15 protein-coding genes and 1 pseudogene are annotated in these 16,092 nt (G+C 60.2%); 7 read left to right on the forward strand and 9 right to left on the reverse strand.

Features of this window, described 5'->3' with window-relative positions:
- Positions 1-122 precede the first annotated feature (122 nt).
- The gene (locus tag Q2M23_RS41760; RefSeq protein WP_316399214.1) at positions 123-248 is read left to right on the forward strand and encodes a hypothetical protein; all 126 of its coding nucleotides are present in this window, start codon (positions 123-125) and stop codon (positions 246-248) included.
- A gap of 18 nt (positions 249-266) precedes the next feature.
- On the opposite strand, the gene Q2M23_RS41765 is transcribed toward Q2M23_RS41760, so the two are convergent.
- The 7 genes and pseudogenes from Q2M23_RS41765 to Q2M23_RS41805 form a co-directional block, all read right to left on the reverse strand.
- Positions 267-725, reverse strand: a complete 459-nt coding sequence (locus tag Q2M23_RS41765) for a hypothetical protein (protein ID WP_316399215.1) — start codon at positions 723-725, stop codon at positions 267-269.
- Positions 726-889: 164 nt separating this feature from the next.
- On the reverse strand, positions 890-1,216 hold the full coding sequence (locus Q2M23_RS41770; protein ID WP_316399217.1) for a hypothetical protein: 327 nt from the start codon (positions 1,214-1,216) through the stop codon (positions 890-892).
- 214 nt (positions 1,217-1,430) lie between these two features.
- Positions 1,431-2,873 (reverse strand): annotated as a pseudogene (locus tag Q2M23_RS44325) (DUF3320 domain-containing protein); the annotation flags it as partial.
- A gap of 121 nt (positions 2,874-2,994) precedes the next feature.
- Positions 2,995-3,279, reverse strand: a complete 285-nt coding sequence (locus Q2M23_RS41790) for an AAA domain-containing protein (RefSeq protein ID WP_316399221.1) — start codon at positions 3,277-3,279, stop codon at positions 2,995-2,997.
- Positions 3,182-3,541, reverse strand: a complete 360-nt coding sequence (locus Q2M23_RS41795; RefSeq protein WP_316399233.1) for a hypothetical protein — start codon at positions 3,539-3,541, stop codon at positions 3,182-3,184. Before Q2M23_RS41795 ends, Q2M23_RS41790 begins: the two co-directional genes overlap by 98 nt.
- 7 nt (positions 3,542-3,548) lie before the next feature.
- Positions 3,549-4,505 carry a DUF4011 domain-containing protein gene (locus Q2M23_RS41800; protein ID WP_316399222.1) on the reverse strand — a complete coding sequence of 319 codons (957 nt, stop codon included), beginning with the start codon at positions 4,503-4,505 and terminating at the stop codon, positions 3,549-3,551.
- Positions 4,506-5,140: 635 nt separating this feature from the next.
- Entirely contained in the window at positions 5,141-5,347 is a 207-nt protein-coding gene (locus tag Q2M23_RS41805; RefSeq protein ID WP_316399223.1) for a hypothetical protein, read from the reverse strand.
- Positions 5,348-5,453: 106 nt separating this feature from the next.
- On the opposite strand from Q2M23_RS41805, the gene Q2M23_RS41810 reads away from it, so the two are divergent.
- Positions 5,454-9,488, forward strand: coding sequence for a hypothetical protein (locus Q2M23_RS41810; protein ID WP_316399224.1), 4,035 nt, complete (start codon positions 5,454-5,456; stop codon positions 9,486-9,488).
- Positions 9,489-9,613: 125 nt separating this feature from the next.
- On the opposite strand, the gene Q2M23_RS41815 is transcribed toward Q2M23_RS41810, so the two are convergent.
- Both Q2M23_RS41815 and Q2M23_RS41820 read right to left on the reverse strand, forming a co-directional pair.
- A complete protein-coding gene (locus Q2M23_RS41815; RefSeq protein WP_316399225.1) occupies positions 9,614-9,868 on the reverse strand; it encodes a hypothetical protein in 255 nt (84 codons plus the stop codon).
- Positions 9,865-11,151, reverse strand: coding sequence for a hypothetical protein (locus Q2M23_RS41820; RefSeq protein WP_316399226.1), 1,287 nt, complete (start codon positions 11,149-11,151; stop codon positions 9,865-9,867). The genes Q2M23_RS41815 and Q2M23_RS41820 overlap by 4 nt, the downstream gene beginning before the upstream one ends.
- 460 nt (positions 11,152-11,611) lie before the next feature.
- Here Q2M23_RS41820 and Q2M23_RS41825 point away from each other — a divergent pair, with 460 nt between their 5' ends.
- The 5 genes from Q2M23_RS41825 to Q2M23_RS41845 form a co-directional block, all read left to right on the forward strand.
- Positions 11,612-11,908 (forward strand): hypothetical protein, encoded by a 297-nt coding sequence (locus tag Q2M23_RS41825; protein ID WP_316399232.1) that lies wholly within the window; start codon positions 11,612-11,614, stop codon positions 11,906-11,908.
- Positions 11,908-12,336: a type II toxin-antitoxin system VapC family toxin gene (locus Q2M23_RS41830; RefSeq protein WP_316399228.1), complete on the forward strand. Its 429-nt coding sequence runs from the start codon at positions 11,908-11,910 to the stop codon at positions 12,334-12,336. The genes Q2M23_RS41825 and Q2M23_RS41830 overlap by 1 nt, the downstream gene beginning before the upstream one ends.
- On the forward strand, positions 12,333-15,332 hold the full coding sequence (locus Q2M23_RS41835) for a TrlF family AAA-like ATPase (RefSeq protein ID WP_316399229.1): 3,000 nt from the start codon (positions 12,333-12,335) through the stop codon (positions 15,330-15,332). Before Q2M23_RS41830 ends, Q2M23_RS41835 begins: the two co-directional genes overlap by 4 nt.
- 13 nt (positions 15,333-15,345) lie before the next feature.
- Entirely contained in the window at positions 15,346-15,816 is a 471-nt protein-coding gene (locus Q2M23_RS41840; protein ID WP_316399230.1) for a hypothetical protein, read from the forward strand.
- 64 nt (positions 15,817-15,880) lie between these two features.
- The coding region (locus Q2M23_RS41845; protein ID WP_316399231.1) for an AAA family ATPase at positions 15,881-16,092 on the forward strand (212 nt) is incomplete at its 3' end.

The raw sequence follows: 16,092 nt of genomic DNA on the forward strand, positions 1-16,092 counted from the left end.
TCGAATCTTTGCAAATCCGATGGAATCACACCCCACTGAGATCACTCACCCATTTTTCAGTCAGGCTCTGAGGAGGCGAGCATGGCGGCCGTCGCCCCGCGCGGTCGCGTGACGGATGGCGCATGGAAGCAGCCAAGGAGGTCTTGGCATTCTTTCGTCATGCGGTTTGCAGCGGGTACGACGGCATCGTCGACGCCAAAAGCGCGTGCGGCAATCTCGAGCGCGCCGTTGCCATGCCACCTGCTTGACGGCGGCTCATTTGCTGATCAGCCGACAGCTTTCTGCTTGATCCAATAGGCGATGATAAAGGCCTGATCGGTAAAGGTCAGCTCGAGGGGATCCAATTCGAGCTCTTTGCAGATCTTACGTTTCTGCTTTTCGAACTCTGCATATTCCATGGCTATTACGGTCCCGCCAGGTAGAGCTTTTTGATCTGACTCCGTGCGGAGAAAGTCGCGAACCTGGGCTATGACAGATTTGGCATCGCCATCATGGGATTTGATGTCCTGCCCGGCAATGTCGGAAATGAATTTTTGGTACCGATATCGCTCTTTGTCCAAAACCAAACAGCTCTTCCGGCGCTGCTGCGTCGCTCCAAATCGCTTCGCGCCCAGAAAGATCCCCAATTCAAGGGGCATATTGAAACGCGGCAACCGGTTTGTACTGTCCAATTCTGTTCGACAAAGATCGTGAATGCCGTAACGGCATTGTTCGACCAGATTCATGATTTTTTCGATGCGGGTCCCCCCGCTATCACTGCTTTCGAGCGCGCAACGCGGCTGAAAGCCACACCGGGCGACCGTGAAAACAATTGCGTCGAAAAAGGGTCTGTATTTCTTATCGAAGGGACAATTTATGAAGACAGCTAAGTCCGCCGATGGACGAGGCATCAAGACCTACCGCGAACACCGGTGATGGCCTTTTCCAAACGCTGCACAGTGAAGTCTCGTGGCTTGCCGGGCGGCTTTACAATAACAACACCGTCCGACGTCGCCGCGATTGGATCGTAGCCGGCGGTCTTGTATAGAGTTTTGATCCGTTTCACGCTCGAGTTCTTACCCGGGACTACCGTGGCCCAACGGTCCCCCGCGGCCTTCTTCACCTCGGCGGCAGGCAACATTCGGAACGTTACTCCGGCGAGTCTGCCAGAATGTCCCATGCCCGGCGCGGACTTCTTGGCCTTGGCCACCGTTCTCTTGGATTTCTTTACCGTCATTTGCTGCCACATCTGCGAGAATTTGCGACTCTCTCCTCGAAGAGAAAATAGAGCCACTCCATCCAAACGAAAAGAGGGCTGGCCCAATTTTTAAGACGATAGATCCTGCGGAGAACGCCAGTTTACTTCGATCGGGGCGAAATCTTTCACCTTAAGTAGAGACGACTTTAAATAACAATTACAACAGGCAAGCGTGACTTAGGCTCTCCCGATTTCAAGAGGGAACGGTTTCTGAGCGAACAGGTGAAATAAGGCGACCGTCCAGACGCAGTTGACCGGCATCAAGAAGATCCGTAACTGCCGCCTCGGAGTTTGCGCGCTGGTAGATCCGAAGCCAAACAAGCGTGCAACAGCCTGGATCAGCTGTTCCTGCTCGGACGCCAAAATTCTCGGCGACCACCCGACCGATTGCCAGCTTGACCTCTTCTGCTGGAAGATATTCGGGCTTCCGCAGCGAATTGGAATCGATCTCGCTTCGATCCTTACGACCACTTGCTGGTCCGACAGAGAGTAGAATGGTCCACCCACGATATCGCCCTTCTGCTTGGCAGCCCTTACGGCGGGCCAGGACCGCGTCACGAATGCGGTTGCCCGCTCTCGCCAATCCCCACAACGATCTTATCCGGACGACGATCTCTGATTCGTGGATTGGTCCCTCGACCGAAACAACGCGAACAACATACTTCAACATCTCGGGGAGCGGCGTTTCGTGAGGCTCGCGCCGACGGTTAACTGCAAAGCTCGCCTTCTCGTAACGCGGAACATCCGACCGTTCGTTCAAGACCTCCCCTACGACCACAACGACATCGCCTTCCTCATGAGCTGTGAAACGTATGGGGACCGCCGAAATGGAGTCGGCTGCACGCTCATCCGTCTCGCGCCAATGGGCTTTTGCGGCCTCGATAGCCTTGACGACCTTTGCCGTCTCCTCTTCAGGCCGGTGGAACCAGTCGGTCGACCAAATCCGGTGCAGAACCCAGCCGTGCGCTTCGACAACGTTTTGCCTGAGGCGGTCCCTATCCCTGGCAGACCGAGATGAATGATAATGCGCCATCACACTCAACCCCAAGCACAAACCGCCCGGGCCTTTCGGGGTCAGCGACGGCCAGGTCCACAAAGAAGCCGGCTGTACCGATCTGGTTCTTCACGTCGTAACCCAGATTGGCAAGGGCAGCTGCGACCTGCTCTTCGAAAATCGAGTAGGCATCTCGACCGCTTTCCTCCGCCAGACCCAGCCTTCTCGTCTGCGCAAAGGAAAGAAACATCTTGAGGGCGACGACCCCTCGCCCTTTTGCACGGGAAGGTCAATGTCATCGCCGGTTATCGACGCAAAGACCTCGCAGCGCAGCTTGGCACGCGAGATCAAAACGTTCAGACGACGCTCGCCTCCGTCCGAGTTCAGCGGACCGAAGCTCATCGAAATGAAGCCCTCCTTCGTCCTGCCGTATCCGAGGGAGATAAAGATTACATCGCGCTCATCCCCCTGAATGTTTTCGAGATTTTTCACGAAGAAGGGTTCGCTCGTGCTTCGTCCAAAGAATTCCTCAGTGTCGGGATGCTCCCGTCTCAGAAGCTCAAGTTCATTCTGGATCGCCTGGCGCTGTGCGACGGAGAGCGTGGCGACGCCTAGGCTTCTGGCGGGAGTCTCGCGAGCATGAATGACCGGTGCGGCGCGCTCAAGCAGCCGTCGTATCGGAAGATGATCTCGCTTCTTCGCGAATTCTCCGTTCAACACCCCCAACGGGCCAATACCGCAATGCGCATTCAGCTTGTCGCGGCTATCGGTTAGCCGCTGTATCAGCGTAGCTTCCCCTTTTGGAGCCGGGGCGGATCCGCCTCGCGAGCGCTTTAGCTCCTCGAGTAGCACGCGTTTGTTCGCCTTTGCTTGAGTGAAGCTCCAACGCGAGCGATGACAGACCGGCGTCTCGAAGCCGGCGATGCACGACGTCAAGCGCAGCCATTTTTTCAGCCACGAACAAAACTGTTCTTCCCTGCGCGGCAGCAGCGGCGATGATGTTTGTGATCGTTTGGGATTTGCCAGTGCCCGGCGGTCCCTTGATCACCAGGTGGCGACCGCGCGCGACTTCCTCGATTGCTACGGTTTGGGGACGAGTCGGTATCGATCACATGGTTCATTGCGACCGGAAGATTGATCGGATCGATCTTGCCGTCGTCCGCAACGATCGGGTCGGGAGCTTCAAATCCGTCCTGCAACAGGCTCTGTATTGACGGATGCAGGTCCAGCGATCCATCGACCGGCCAATTCTCTGGATCCAGGTCCCGGTACATCAGGAACTTGGAGAACGAGAAGAAGCCGAGAACCATGGCGTCGCTACGAACTTCCCATCTCGATTTGCCGGAAACGGTCTCCGCGACGCTCGCCAGGTAGCCGGCGATGTCCCCTGCGTCCTCGTCGCTGAAGTCGTCGATCTTTGAGCCCGAATTCACCGTCCGTCTTTGCCTGTAACGACAAATTTGGCGAGGGCGGCTCCGATCGCGAAACCAGATGGAAGCGATCCGCAGCGCTGCTGCGTTCAAGACGTACTGGTAGAAGGACGAGTGGCGTGAGGCGCTCAACATCCGACTTGTCGTCTTCAAACCACTTCAACAAGCCGAGAGCGAGATAGAGAATGTTGACGCCCTGCTCCTCCTCGAGGGTCCAAATATCCAGGAGACGTTTTTGCAGCGCCTCAAGTGACAGCTTGGTTTGGAGGCGCTTATCCGTGTGCCGCGCCTGAATTCCTGTTTCAGCCGGCTGCGCCAGTGTGTTCGAAGTCGCGCTTTCCTCGGACGCCTGTTCAGCCGGCAGAAACGTGAAGCGCTTGCCCTCTGCCAGGAGGCGAAATACCTCTGACGTCTTCTCGTCAACGATCTCTATAGCGCGAATATTTTTCTCAGCGGGATGTTGATCAGCCGATTGCGCGTGCCCAAGTCGAGCAACGCCTTCCGATCCGCGAGAAGCCTTTGTCTTATCGGCGTCAATGGAGCCCCACTCCCCTTTGAAACCGCAGATTGCAGGACCAAGCAACGTCTGGTCAAGCAGGCGGCAAATGCGCGCCCGCCAGCGATCGGAACCCAAATTCAGCGACCGATCGGGCTGAAGCACTGCAAGGCAATGGGTCCAGAATGGCCGCGGCGCAACTGATTGCGCCCCATCGGGCGGCGCTAGCTGTGCAAAGCATTGGCGTCTTATTCTTTCGTTGAACCCACTCTCAAGCGCGGAACTGGACATGAAAGATACCGGACGGAAATCGCGCGGCCTCCTGCTACGACGCAGGATGGTGAGCATGCCGTCCAAAATTCGCGAGAAGGCAGGCCAGCGAGATCGCCGGTCATCACAGGCCTACCCTCCTTGCCCCTTTGTCGGTGGCCATTATCGCGGACGCTTGAACTTCCGCCACACGAGATAGCCACCCAGTCCTCCGCCGATCGCCGAGGATACCAAGCTCGTGAGCGCAAGCCCAAAAGTAGCATCCAGAAATATCTGTTACCGATCTATCGACAAACACGCCGGTGGTTGATGCTTCGACCAAAGCGCAAAAGATCACTGCGATAGCCCGCTGGTGAACATGGCCACGCCCGGATCAATCGTCACCTCTCCAACGGTGCGCTTGGTTGTAGCGGCCGCCGCACGAATGATACCGCAGCGCCAATAATCCATGGCCAATAGCTCAGTTGGGACAGCATGCGTTACGTCGATACCTCGGGCAACTTCGGCTGCCTGTAAGTTCCGAAATACAGGACGCACGCTGAAGCAATGATGCTGAAGAACATGAAGGCAGCCGCCCAAGCGCTGTAGTTTTCTTTGAAGATCACCAAATACGCACAGATTCCGATCGCAACCACAAGCGCGACGGCAGGCATCACGACCATCATCCGTTCGCGCAAATGCTTCGACTCCAGGCCCTCGTAGAGGCGTCCAACCTAAAGCATGAAGGCCTGGAAGTCCTCGTAAATCTCGTACGATTTATCTCGATTGACCAGGATGTATCGCGCCTGCCATTCGTCGTCGGCGTCCTTTACGACCCCTTCCCAAACAATCTTATCGCCCAATTTGCTCGGCCCATAAGCGTCATACAGGTCATCGCCGTTGCGCCCCTCGAAGATCTGCTTTGCTTCGACTTTCCTCATAAAATCCCCCAATTCACTCAGAGAATGCTACCAAATGGCAGCTGGCGCACAAGGTGCTCTAGCGGATAGGAGTCATTTCCCGCCAGCCAATATTAGACAGGCCGCAATGCAGGTTTTCGGATCAGGGCCGCGCCTCGACTCGCCACAAGGCGACGCCGCACGCCAAGCAGTGGCGGCTCTGCGCGGCTATGCTTATCAACTTTATGCGTCGAGCCTCGCCTGGCTGGCGCTAGGCGACCGCTCGATCCTTCACCTCGAAGTTGCAGAGGATTATTCCGTCACGACGCAGCATGCGCTAGAGGGCACGCAAGTAAAGGATACCGTTCGCAGCGGCAACATTACCCTCCAATCAGAAGGGGTACGAACCGCGATCGATGCCTATGTCGACCTGGTCGCGCGAAATCCATACCGCACTGTCTCGCTCCACTATCTGACAACCTCCGAGATCGGTCTCGAGCGCAATAAGGCGCATCGCGTCGACGCAACACCAGCACTTCATTATTGGCGACGCGCGTCCGCCGGCGCAGACCCGGCGCCGCTCCGCGCGCTGATCAGCTCGCTCGATCTCAAGCAAGCCACCCGGATCTATCTCGAATCGCTTTCTGACGAGGCATTTCGCAACGACTTCCTGCAGCGTATTCACTGGGACTGCGGCGCTCCGGGACTTTCTGACGTGCGCGCAGATCTGGAGGCAGGGCTTATCGAATATGTCGCCTCTGCCCGGAAACTATCGAGCCATACTGCCAAGACTCTCACCTCTGCAGTGCTCGAACGCGTCCTGCGGACCGCGACCTCCGACGAGGGACGCGCGCTTCGCCGCGCGGACTTGTTGGCACTGATCGATGAAGCCGCGTTGGTCGCCGTTCCGATCGAGCAGCTCGCTGCGGCCTTCCAGGGACTAGGCACCGCAAACACCATATCGCGCACTCCACTCCTGGTGCCGGCAAACGATCTCCCGCTGCCTGAGACCTATGCGCCGCGCAACGCGTTGGTGGCTGCAATCGATGCAGCCCGGTGCGCATGCGGCCTCGCCATTGCGAGCGGCGGGACCGGTCTAGGCAAGTCGCTCGCGGCAAGGCTCGTCGCGGCGCAGAGCGGCGTACCCTGGTCAATCGCCGATTTCCGTCACCTATCGCCTGAGGAAACTGCGGCGCGGCTCGCCCAATTGCAAGGCGAGCTAGCCGCCTCGCCTGCGACGCACGTCATCCTCGACGATTTGAACGAGCTCGACGATCCGATGGTACGTGACGCGCTCGTTCGTGTGCTTGCAAGCCTTGGGCGACGCGACACGACCGCGATCGTTACCACCTATCGGGCTCCCGCGAGCACGACCCTGCACCAGCTCGCGCCCGGTGCAGTGCCGCCGGTCGACATACCCTATCTCCACGAGGGGGAAGTTGCCGGCCTCGTGACCGCAGCGGGCGGCGATCCAAAATATGCAGGTTCGGTCTATCGCGCGGCGGCGAACGGTCATCCGCAACTGACGATGGCGGCGCTGCTCCATTTGAAAAACAGCAACTGGTCGCGCGCTTCGATCGCCGCAGTGCTGGGCGGCCAGTTGCAGTCCGAGATCGGCGCGGAGCGGCGTGCAGTGCGACAGCGGCTGGTCGGCTCGCTTTCGGCCGATGCGCAAACGCTGCTGTTGCGCACGAGTCTGATCCGAGGGGGTTTCAGTCGCAACCTCGCCATCCAAATCGCTGGGCTCGACCCCGCGGTGGCGCGCGGCGGTCTGGTCCTCGACCAGCTGGTGGGGCCCTGGATCGAGCCGTTTCGCCGCAACCAGCTCCGCGTCTCGCCCTTGCTCGATAACGCGGCGATCGACGTATTCTCTGCGGCCGAACTCCGTGCCATCCACCGCTGCGTCGCGGGCGCGATGATGCGAGGCAAAGATATGGATGCCGTCGATGCCCCAGCGGCTATGCATCATGCGCTCAACAGCGAAGACACTGATCTGGTGGTCGGGTTCGCACTCAGCGTGATCACCTGCAATATTGGGATAATCGACATGCTCGCGCCGTTCCTGGCCGAGCTCATGTTTCTGCCCGTAGACGCACCGATCTTCCCAACGGACATGGCCGCCTCGGCGATGATGCGGTTCGCCCAATTGCTTGTGCTGCTTCCCTATGGCTCGCCCGAGCGGGCACGCGCCTGCTGGAACGCGTTCGAACAGGAGCGCGTTTATGTGCTGGGCGAGGAAATGTTCGAGGGTTTCGCGCTCTCCAAGCTTTTGCTTCATCCGCGCACTGGCGAGCTGTTCGAGGATTGGCTGGAGATCCTGCTCCGGTTCGACCGGCTCTGCCAGTCCGACCAGCGGCTCGCCGTGACCAGCCACAATTTCAAGTCGCAGCTAGGCAGCAACCCGCATGTCAGCGGCGTGCTGTTCGCCGGACAGCTGCGCAGCATCCAGACCGTTACCCGATTCCGCGAGATCATGGAGCGGCTCGACCGAGAAGATGCGGGGACGCGGGAGCGCCTTTTCTCGCCGTTTCAGCCGGGCCGCGGCGACATCTCAGTCCTGGTCAATCACGGGTGGCTCAAGGAATCGCGGACCGGGGACTTCGACTGGGAGGCAGCTCAACGCGACTATGGCGCCTGCGCCGACCTGGCAATGCGCTGGGCCAATCCAATGCTAGCCTCTCGCTGCGCAATCGCACGGGCCGTTTGCATAGACGAAAATGGCGACGATGCGGAGCGCGCTCTCGTTTGCCTGACCGATGCGGAAGCGCAGATCGGGACCGACATGGTGTTCGGCCGCGCGCGCGCCAAGATCCATTGGCGTCGGCGTGACCATGCGGCCGCGCTGCCTCTGCTGACTGCGGCAGCCGAGGCAGGCGGCCAAGACATCATCGAGCGCGCCTATATCGCGCGTGAAGCGGGGATCAGCGCGGCGATCCTCGGCGATTGGCCAGCGGCGCAACTCTGGTTCGAACGCGCCCAGGCCGCAGCCGCGATACGGACCGAGATCCCATCGGTGCGGGCGATGGCGATCGGATTGCTCGCCGACACGGCGCAAGCAGCGTATCAGGCCGGACGGCCCGACGTCGCCATCCTCAAGATGCGCGATGCACTGACGGCGTTGCCGACGATCGACGAAGACGGAACGCTCACCGAAGCACATTGCCATCGGGTGGTGCGCCACGGCCTGCTATGGCTGTACCGCAAGATCACTGGAACGAAGGCTGGCGGCCAGGAGGAAGTGGTCTACCAGCCCGGCGCCGCCAGCAATCCCGAACCGCTGGAGGCGATCCGTTCGCACCCGGTGATCGCGCTCGATCTCTCCTTCTATCTCCTCGCCGACGCCGATCAAGCGCTCACCGAGCCGACCGGCTTCTACCGCGAATTCCGCACCTATCTCGTCGATGGCCCCATCCTCTCTTCGGAGATTTCGGCGGCGATCGCCGAGGACCATAAGGCGATCACCACGCACGACCCGAGCGATTTCGTAGCGCGCGTGCGCCGGCACGCCTCGATTGTGAGGATGGTCGCGTCGGGCGAAGCGCGCGAGGCCGCCGAGCAACTCAAGAATCCCAAGCGCGGCACGATTCCGCTCGCGGTGATCGATGCGGATGCGCCAAGCGAGATCCACCGCGCCGCCGAGGATTATATGCTGAGCTTCGCGACCGGTGCAGCAATGGCGCGCGCATTCCATGCGATCGCCTCCATCGTCGAACAGGGCCTCGCGGCGCCAGAAGTCGCGGCGCTCCATCCGTTGCTGCATCGCATGAGCGGTGTGGTCAGCCCCTTGACCACGGACCGCGAAGGGGCCGCCAATTCGATCTGGCTGGTGCAAGACGATTTGTCGGGACGTCCTGCGGAGTTCTGTTGGGCGGCCGTCTGGCTCCTGTTCCACGTCAACAGCTCGAGACTGCGCGACGGCGTTGTCCAGCCACTGATCGCGTGGATCTTCGCCGGCGCCGACCATCTGGTCCGCAACGCGCGATTTCGTCTGTCGCTGCCGGCAATGACGGTACCGCCGGTTGAAGCGCTGCTGGCTACGCCCGAGCGGACAATGGCCTCGGCGGCGCGGCTGTTGCTCGTGCTCGCGCCCGCCGTGGCGACAAGGTTCATCCCGCAGGTCCGCTCGACGCTGGAAGAGATCGCCGGAATCGCTCGGAGCGGCGAGACCCAGGCACCCGGCTAATCCATCATCGCATCAATAAACAACCAAGCTACGATCGTTCGCGCCTTCGGCGTGAGAGTGGATAGCCGCAAGGCAGGTAATAACCGCTTCAGATTCCTGGCCTTGCCTGGGCCGGCGGCGGGCGATCAAGCCTGGCAGCCCTCGTCGAGCCATCGACGAAACAAAGCGACCCATTCGTCCGGCCACGGGCCACTCTCGTCAGCGGGCATACTGTGGTCAAGCACTCGCGCGTAGATCGTCTCCGCGTTCGCCTTGACCTCGTCATAGCTGCCTGGATCGAGATAGGGCGACATGCATCGTCGCTGCTCGTCTCTGAACATGACGCTGATGTGCAGCGCGAAGCTTACCGGCCGGTTTGCCGACATGGTGGGGGCGCTCATTCGGCCCTCGTGAAGATGGTCCACACGCGACCCAGATCGAGCGTTCCCTTGGCGAAGTTCGGGTCCGATGAGTTTTCCGGTGTGGCATCGAACCCATTCGGATCCCCCGTCGACATGTCGGCTGGATTGAACGCAGCCCGCACTCCCGGCCCATAAGACGCTCGAGCGTGGCAGGCCATGCACTGCGAGCGCGTTCCGCCGAGCTGGAAGAGCTCAAGCCAAGGATTGTACGATACGGGGGCCTTGCCGTCAGGACCTTTCGGACCGGTGATGTTATAAGAGACGTCCATAACGTAATTCCGGAAGACGCCCTTTACCGCGGCCGGCATGTCCTTGCCCAGCGGGCCTGCGTTCGGATTGTCGCTCCACCAGAAGGTCGTGAACACCCAAGGCGGGAACTCTCGCGTTGCGATATGCAGCGCAGTCATCACGATGAAGTCCCCGGCCTGCAACGGTCGCCCCAAAACGGCGGTCGCGGCCGATTTGATACGAAAGTCGGCGTTTGCGAGCTCGGCCTCTTCCTTAGTGACTTGGACGTTGTAGAATCGCGAAAGAGGCACCGACGTGAGGTTGGTGTGGTCGAAGCCCCCGAGCGACACTTTTGCCGGAATGGGCAGACCTCCAACTGGATCCGCCATCACCACTCGCTTCCACGTCGTTGGAGGGTTTTTGGCATCGCCCGGAAAGCGCGGATCGTTGTCCCAAACGGGCACTGCAGTGAGACGGTCCGGCGCTATGGGCCACCAGGAGAACTTGAGCGAAATGCCGGTTGTGGGTACCGGCACGATCGGCTTGCGGCTGACATTCGCATCGAGCAGCTGGTTAAGTGCGGCCTTGCTGTAGAACTGGTTATCGCGCAGCCAGTCATACATGTCCTGGTTAAATGCTACGTGCGAGAACGCCACCACGCCCTGATGCGCCTCAAGTGTAGAAGCGGACGCGCCGATCGCGGTGAACTGGCCGGGATTGGGATCGAAGCGCGGCGACACGTTGATCCCATTTTTCTCTGCCATATCGCGCGCCGGATTGGACGTGACCATGACTAGCTGTGTTGGCAGCGTGAGTTGAAGTGGATGACGCTTGGTGCAGTCGCCTATCTTCCCGGGCTTACTGTCGAACGCCTCCTCGACCGTGTACCAAGTATGAAACACCGGCTGCGCGTTTGGCTGACTACTCGCCGGCTGCGTTACGCCTGCAAACAGCATCCAGCCATGCGCGCGTTGCTGGACCATATCGATCTCGCCAGGGATGTCGAGGTCCGGCGACTTGATGCCGCCGCTCATCTTCCAGAGACTCACTGGGTCCGCCGGCCAATCAAATCCCGTTGGGACCGGGGCTGCGCAATGCGTAGACGGTGTCTGTTGCGACACGACGTGGCCGGAAAACATCACGACCACGCCAGCCACACTCGCAAATGTGAGAGCCAAAATCCGCATGCCGATCCCTCCCCGACATCTAGATTTTCTCGTTAAAGCCTACTACTACTTAAACGCGAGCACAATTATTGGATACTTCTTTCTGGGGCGGCAACCGACGTCGCCCGCGGCCGTTCCGCAAATTTCTTCGCGGGTTCGCCATCTATCGCCGATGACCAGATGATTCCGACCGGAGACTTCGCTGAGCACCCCCGCAGCCTGAACAAAAAACTACCGTCAGCGCGGTCGTCTCCACCTCGCCCGCGAGGGTAGGCCTTGCCGAGAGCAACCCCGCTGGTTATATTACTGGAAAGACGAGGAGGCAGCCATCAGCAAGGCTCAGCGACGTGCGATTCAGAACTACCGCTCTCGGCTCGGCAAACGCGGGCTTGCGCGCTTCGAAGTCCTCGGTCGTGACGCCGACCGCGACCTGATCCGATCTATCGCCCGAAGGCTCGCAGAGGACACACCCGAAGCCTCGGAGCTACGCGCCACCGTCAGAAAGTCGATTGCGGGCGAACCTCCGTGTAAGGGCGGCATTTTTGCTGCGCTCCGACGCTCCCCGCTTGTCGGCGCCGATCTCGACCTGACTCGCTCCCGTGAGGGGCGCAAGGTCAAGATTTGATGCGCTTCCTTCTCGACACAAACATCATCAACAACGTCACCAAGCCCACGCCGTCAGAAGCGCTGATCGAGTGGCTGGCGGAACAGGCAGACCAAGATCTCTACATCTCGTCCTTGACCGTTGCCGAAATCTGCCGAGGGGTGCTTGAGAAGCCCGCCGGCAAACGTCGGCGCGAGCTTGAGGAATGGTTCGCGGGACCGGACGGCCCGCAAGCCCTGTTCGCAGGCCGTGTGCTTCCATTCGATGAAAAGGCGGGCCTCGCGTGGGCCAAGCTCATGGCCGATGGAAAGACGCGTAGACGCCCTCGCAGCGCGCTCGATACGATCATCGCCGCTATCGCCGAGGCGAACGACTGCGTGGTCGTTACCGAAAACGAAAGGGACTTCGAGGGCGTTGAGATCATCAATCCGCTTAAGGTGGCCGAATGAGCGGAGACGCGGTAGGAACCCGCGATCCTGGCGGCTCCAAGTGGCATCGATGGGATCCACATATCCACGCCCCAGGCACCGTTCTCAACAATCAGTATCGCGGCGCCGACGCGTGGGAAAAATTTCTCGCACAGCTCGAAGCCTCTTCGCCGCGCATCCGTGCACTCGGCATCACCGACTACTATAGCATCGACGTCTATGAGCAGGTCGTCGCGCGCAGGAAGTCAGGTCGCTTGTCCGACGTTGACCTCATCTTTCCCAATGTTGAGCTGCGATATGGCATCGGCGCTGCCAGTGGCGCACCGATCAACTTCCATCTCCTCGTCTCGCCAGACGATCCCGAGCATGTCGAGCAAATCCGAAGATTTCTCCGCTCGCTGACCTACACTGCCTACGGTCAGCCATTCCGATGCGAACGATCCGACCTAATTCGCCTTGGCCGCGCCCACGACAAAACCATTACCGACGATGATGCGGCGTTCGCCGTCGGCGCCAACCAGTTCAAGGTCAACCCCGACGAGCTCCGCACCGAATGGAAAAGGAGCCCTTGGGTGCAAGATAATGTCCTGATCGCGGTAGCGGCGGGCAGCAATGACGGCACGTCCGGGCTCCAAGGCGATCCATCGCTCGCCACTCTTCGCAAAGAGATCGAGCGTACAGCACACATCATCTTCTCCTCGAACCCCAAGCAGCGGGCATTCTGGCTTGGACAGGGCACCGTGCCGGTCGCAAAGCTCGTCTCGGACTGGAACGGCACGAAGCCCTGCTTGCACGGCAGCGACGCCCACAGTCCAGATCGCGTCGGCGTGGTCGAAAAAGACCGATATTGCTGGATCAAGGGCGATCTCGCTTTTGAATCTCTGCGCCAGACATGCCTTGAGCCAGAGACACGCGCTTTTATCGGCCACGCGCCGCCACGCGGCGCGCTGCCGTCTCAGGTCGTCACCGCAGTCGAAGTTACGGAAGCGCCTTGGCTCGCTACGCCCAGCACGCCTCTCAACGCCGGCCTGGTCGGCATCATCGGCGCACGAGGTTCAGGCAAGACCGCCCTGGCGGACATCATCGCCGCCGGGGGCTATGCCCTCTCCCCCCACCTCAGTGAACGGTCCTTCATCCGCAGAGCCAGAGACCATCTCGACGAAGCATCGGCCCGCCTTACTTGGGAGGACGGCGATCCGACGTCCAACGAACTCCGCCATGTCGAGATGGAGGATTTCTACGACTCGCAGCGCGTTCAGTACCTCTCCCAACAGTTTGTCGACAGCCTCTGCTCTGCGGAAGGCGTTACCGACGAGCTTCTCGCCGAGGTCGAACGCGTCATCTACCAAGCCCACCCGGCCGAGGACCGGATGGGCACGACCACTTTCCGCGAGTTGCTCGACCTCCGCGCCGCGCGGGGTCGCGCCCTCCGGCACAGTCACGAAGAAGCTCTCGCCGACGCTGCCTCGGAGCTGAACGTCGAGCGCGATCGGAAGGCCGGCCTGCCAGCACTGCAGAAACAGCGCGCCGAGAAGGCAGCATCCATCGCGAAGGACAAGCGAGACCGCAGCAGCCTGATCGGCAAGGGCGGCGAGGAACGAGCCAAGCAGCTCGACGAAGTATCCACAGCGGCCGAATCCGTGCGCTTCCAGGTCGAACAGGCTCAGCGCAGGCGGCAGGCGCTTCTGGCTCTCAAGGACGAAGTCGACGACGCCCGCAAGACGAAGGCGCCAGCGCGCCTGCGGCATCTCCAACAGGCCCATTCCGAGGCGGGCTTAAATACGGACCAGTGGAAGTCGTTCCTCCTGGAATTTTCCGGGGACGTCGACACCATCCTCGCGATCGCGATGAAGGCCATCGACCGACGCATCGGGGCCCTGTCCGGACCAGCTGCCGGCGAGGCGTCAGTCGCGACGGGGGCACCGCCATCAAGCACCCCGCTCCTCCCGGAGGGCATAGCTCTCACCCAAAATACGCTGAGCCTCTTGAATAAAGAGGTCGCCCGCCTCCGCACGCTGATCGGCATCGATACGGAGAACGCCAAGGCCTTCGCTCGCTCATCCGAAAAAATTACTCGCGATGAAGCCGCTCTGGCAAAGCTCGACCGGGATATCGAGAACGCGCAGAGCGCCGACGAACGCATCAAGGAGCTTATACAATCACGCCGTGACAGCTATGCGTCCATATTTGACGGCATTATCGACGAGGAGCGCGAGCTCTCGGCGCTCTACGCGCCGCTCAAAGCGCGGCTCGAGGCCGAGCAAGGTGCGCTCGGAAAACTGTCCTTCTCCATCCGCCGTGTCGTCGATGTTGGCGCCTGGGCGCAACAGGGCGAGGATCTTCTCGACCTTCGCAAGACGGGCCCCTTCAAGGGACGTGGCTCCCTTCTGGCGGCCGCGAGATCGGATCTCCAGGCCGCATGGGAGACCGGCTCCAGCGCTGATGTCGCCGAGGCGATGGCCAGCTTTCGCGAGGCCAACGAGCGAGGTCTTGTCGAACATTCGCGGGTCGAGCGGAGCGATCCACCGGCATTTCGGGATTGGGCGGGCCGCATTTCGAGTTGGCTGTACGGCACGGACCACATTATGGTCAGCTACGGTGTCCAATATGAGGGCGTTGACATCGAGCAGCTCTCACCGGGCACCCGGGGCATCGTTCTGCTGCTGCTCTATCTCGCGATCGACCGCGATGATGACCGCCCGCTGATCATCGATCAGCCGGAGGAGAATCTCGATCCCAAGTCGATCTTCGACGAGTTGGTCGAACGCTTTCGTAAGGCCAAACAGCGCCGCCAGATCATTATCGTCACGCATAACGCCAATCTGGTGGTCAACACCGACGCCGACCAGGTCATCGTCGCCACCTGTGGCCCCCACCGCCCCGGTCGACTGCCGGAGATCACCTATCAAAGTGGCGGCTTGGAGAACCCCGACATCCGCCGCCTCGTGTGCGAGATTCTAGAAGGCGGCGAAAACGCATTCCGCCAGCGCGCGCGGCGCCTGCGCGTGCGAATGTAGAGCGAGGCGGCGGATGGAAGGGCACAATTTCGAGAACTTGAAAGCGCATATCCTGCCCCTGTCCGTGTCGCAACGCTTCGACTCGGCCCGCACTGAATGGTCCTTGGTCGCAGTCGAGATCAGCGAAGAATTTGACCACTGCCCATGCGGACAAGAAATCAAAGAGCACTGCTACATTCGCAACCGTCTCAACGGCAACGAGACCTATGTCGGCAATGTCTGCATCAACCGCTTCATCCAGATTGATACCGGTAACCTGTTCGACGGGCTCAAGCGGATCGCGAAGGACTTAACCGCCAACGCCAACAATGACCTCATCGAGCATGCCTACCGCATGGGCTACCTCTACAGCGAGAAGGAATACACGTTCCTGAAGCAGACGATGCGAAAGAGGAATCTCTCTGCCGCGCAGATCGCGTGGAAGACCAAAATAAACAGGCGGATCGTGGCTCAGACCGTGGTTCGGAAACGCACCGTCAGATGATGTGCATTCGCCCCGCCACTGAACGAAAGTCAATGAGCGCAACTCTCGGGGGGAACGCGCCCAAATGCATATTGAAAAGCTTGTTCTGACGAATTTCCGGTGCTTTGGGCCGGCCGCCACGTCGATCGATCTGACGAGCGGCCTCACGACCTTCGTAGGTGTCAACGGCGACGGCAAGACGGTCGTGTTGCAAGCGCTCCTAGGTGGTGTGGACTCTAAGGATTCCCTTTTAGGAGCAAATCAGATTCAAGGCTGCTTTTGGGGAGGCCGCTTTGG

Origin of the sequence: Bradyrhizobium sp. 33ap4, from assembly GCF_032654765.1 — a bacterium.
Taxonomy (GTDB): Bacteria; Pseudomonadota; Alphaproteobacteria; order Rhizobiales; family Xanthobacteraceae; genus Bradyrhizobium; species Bradyrhizobium australafricanum.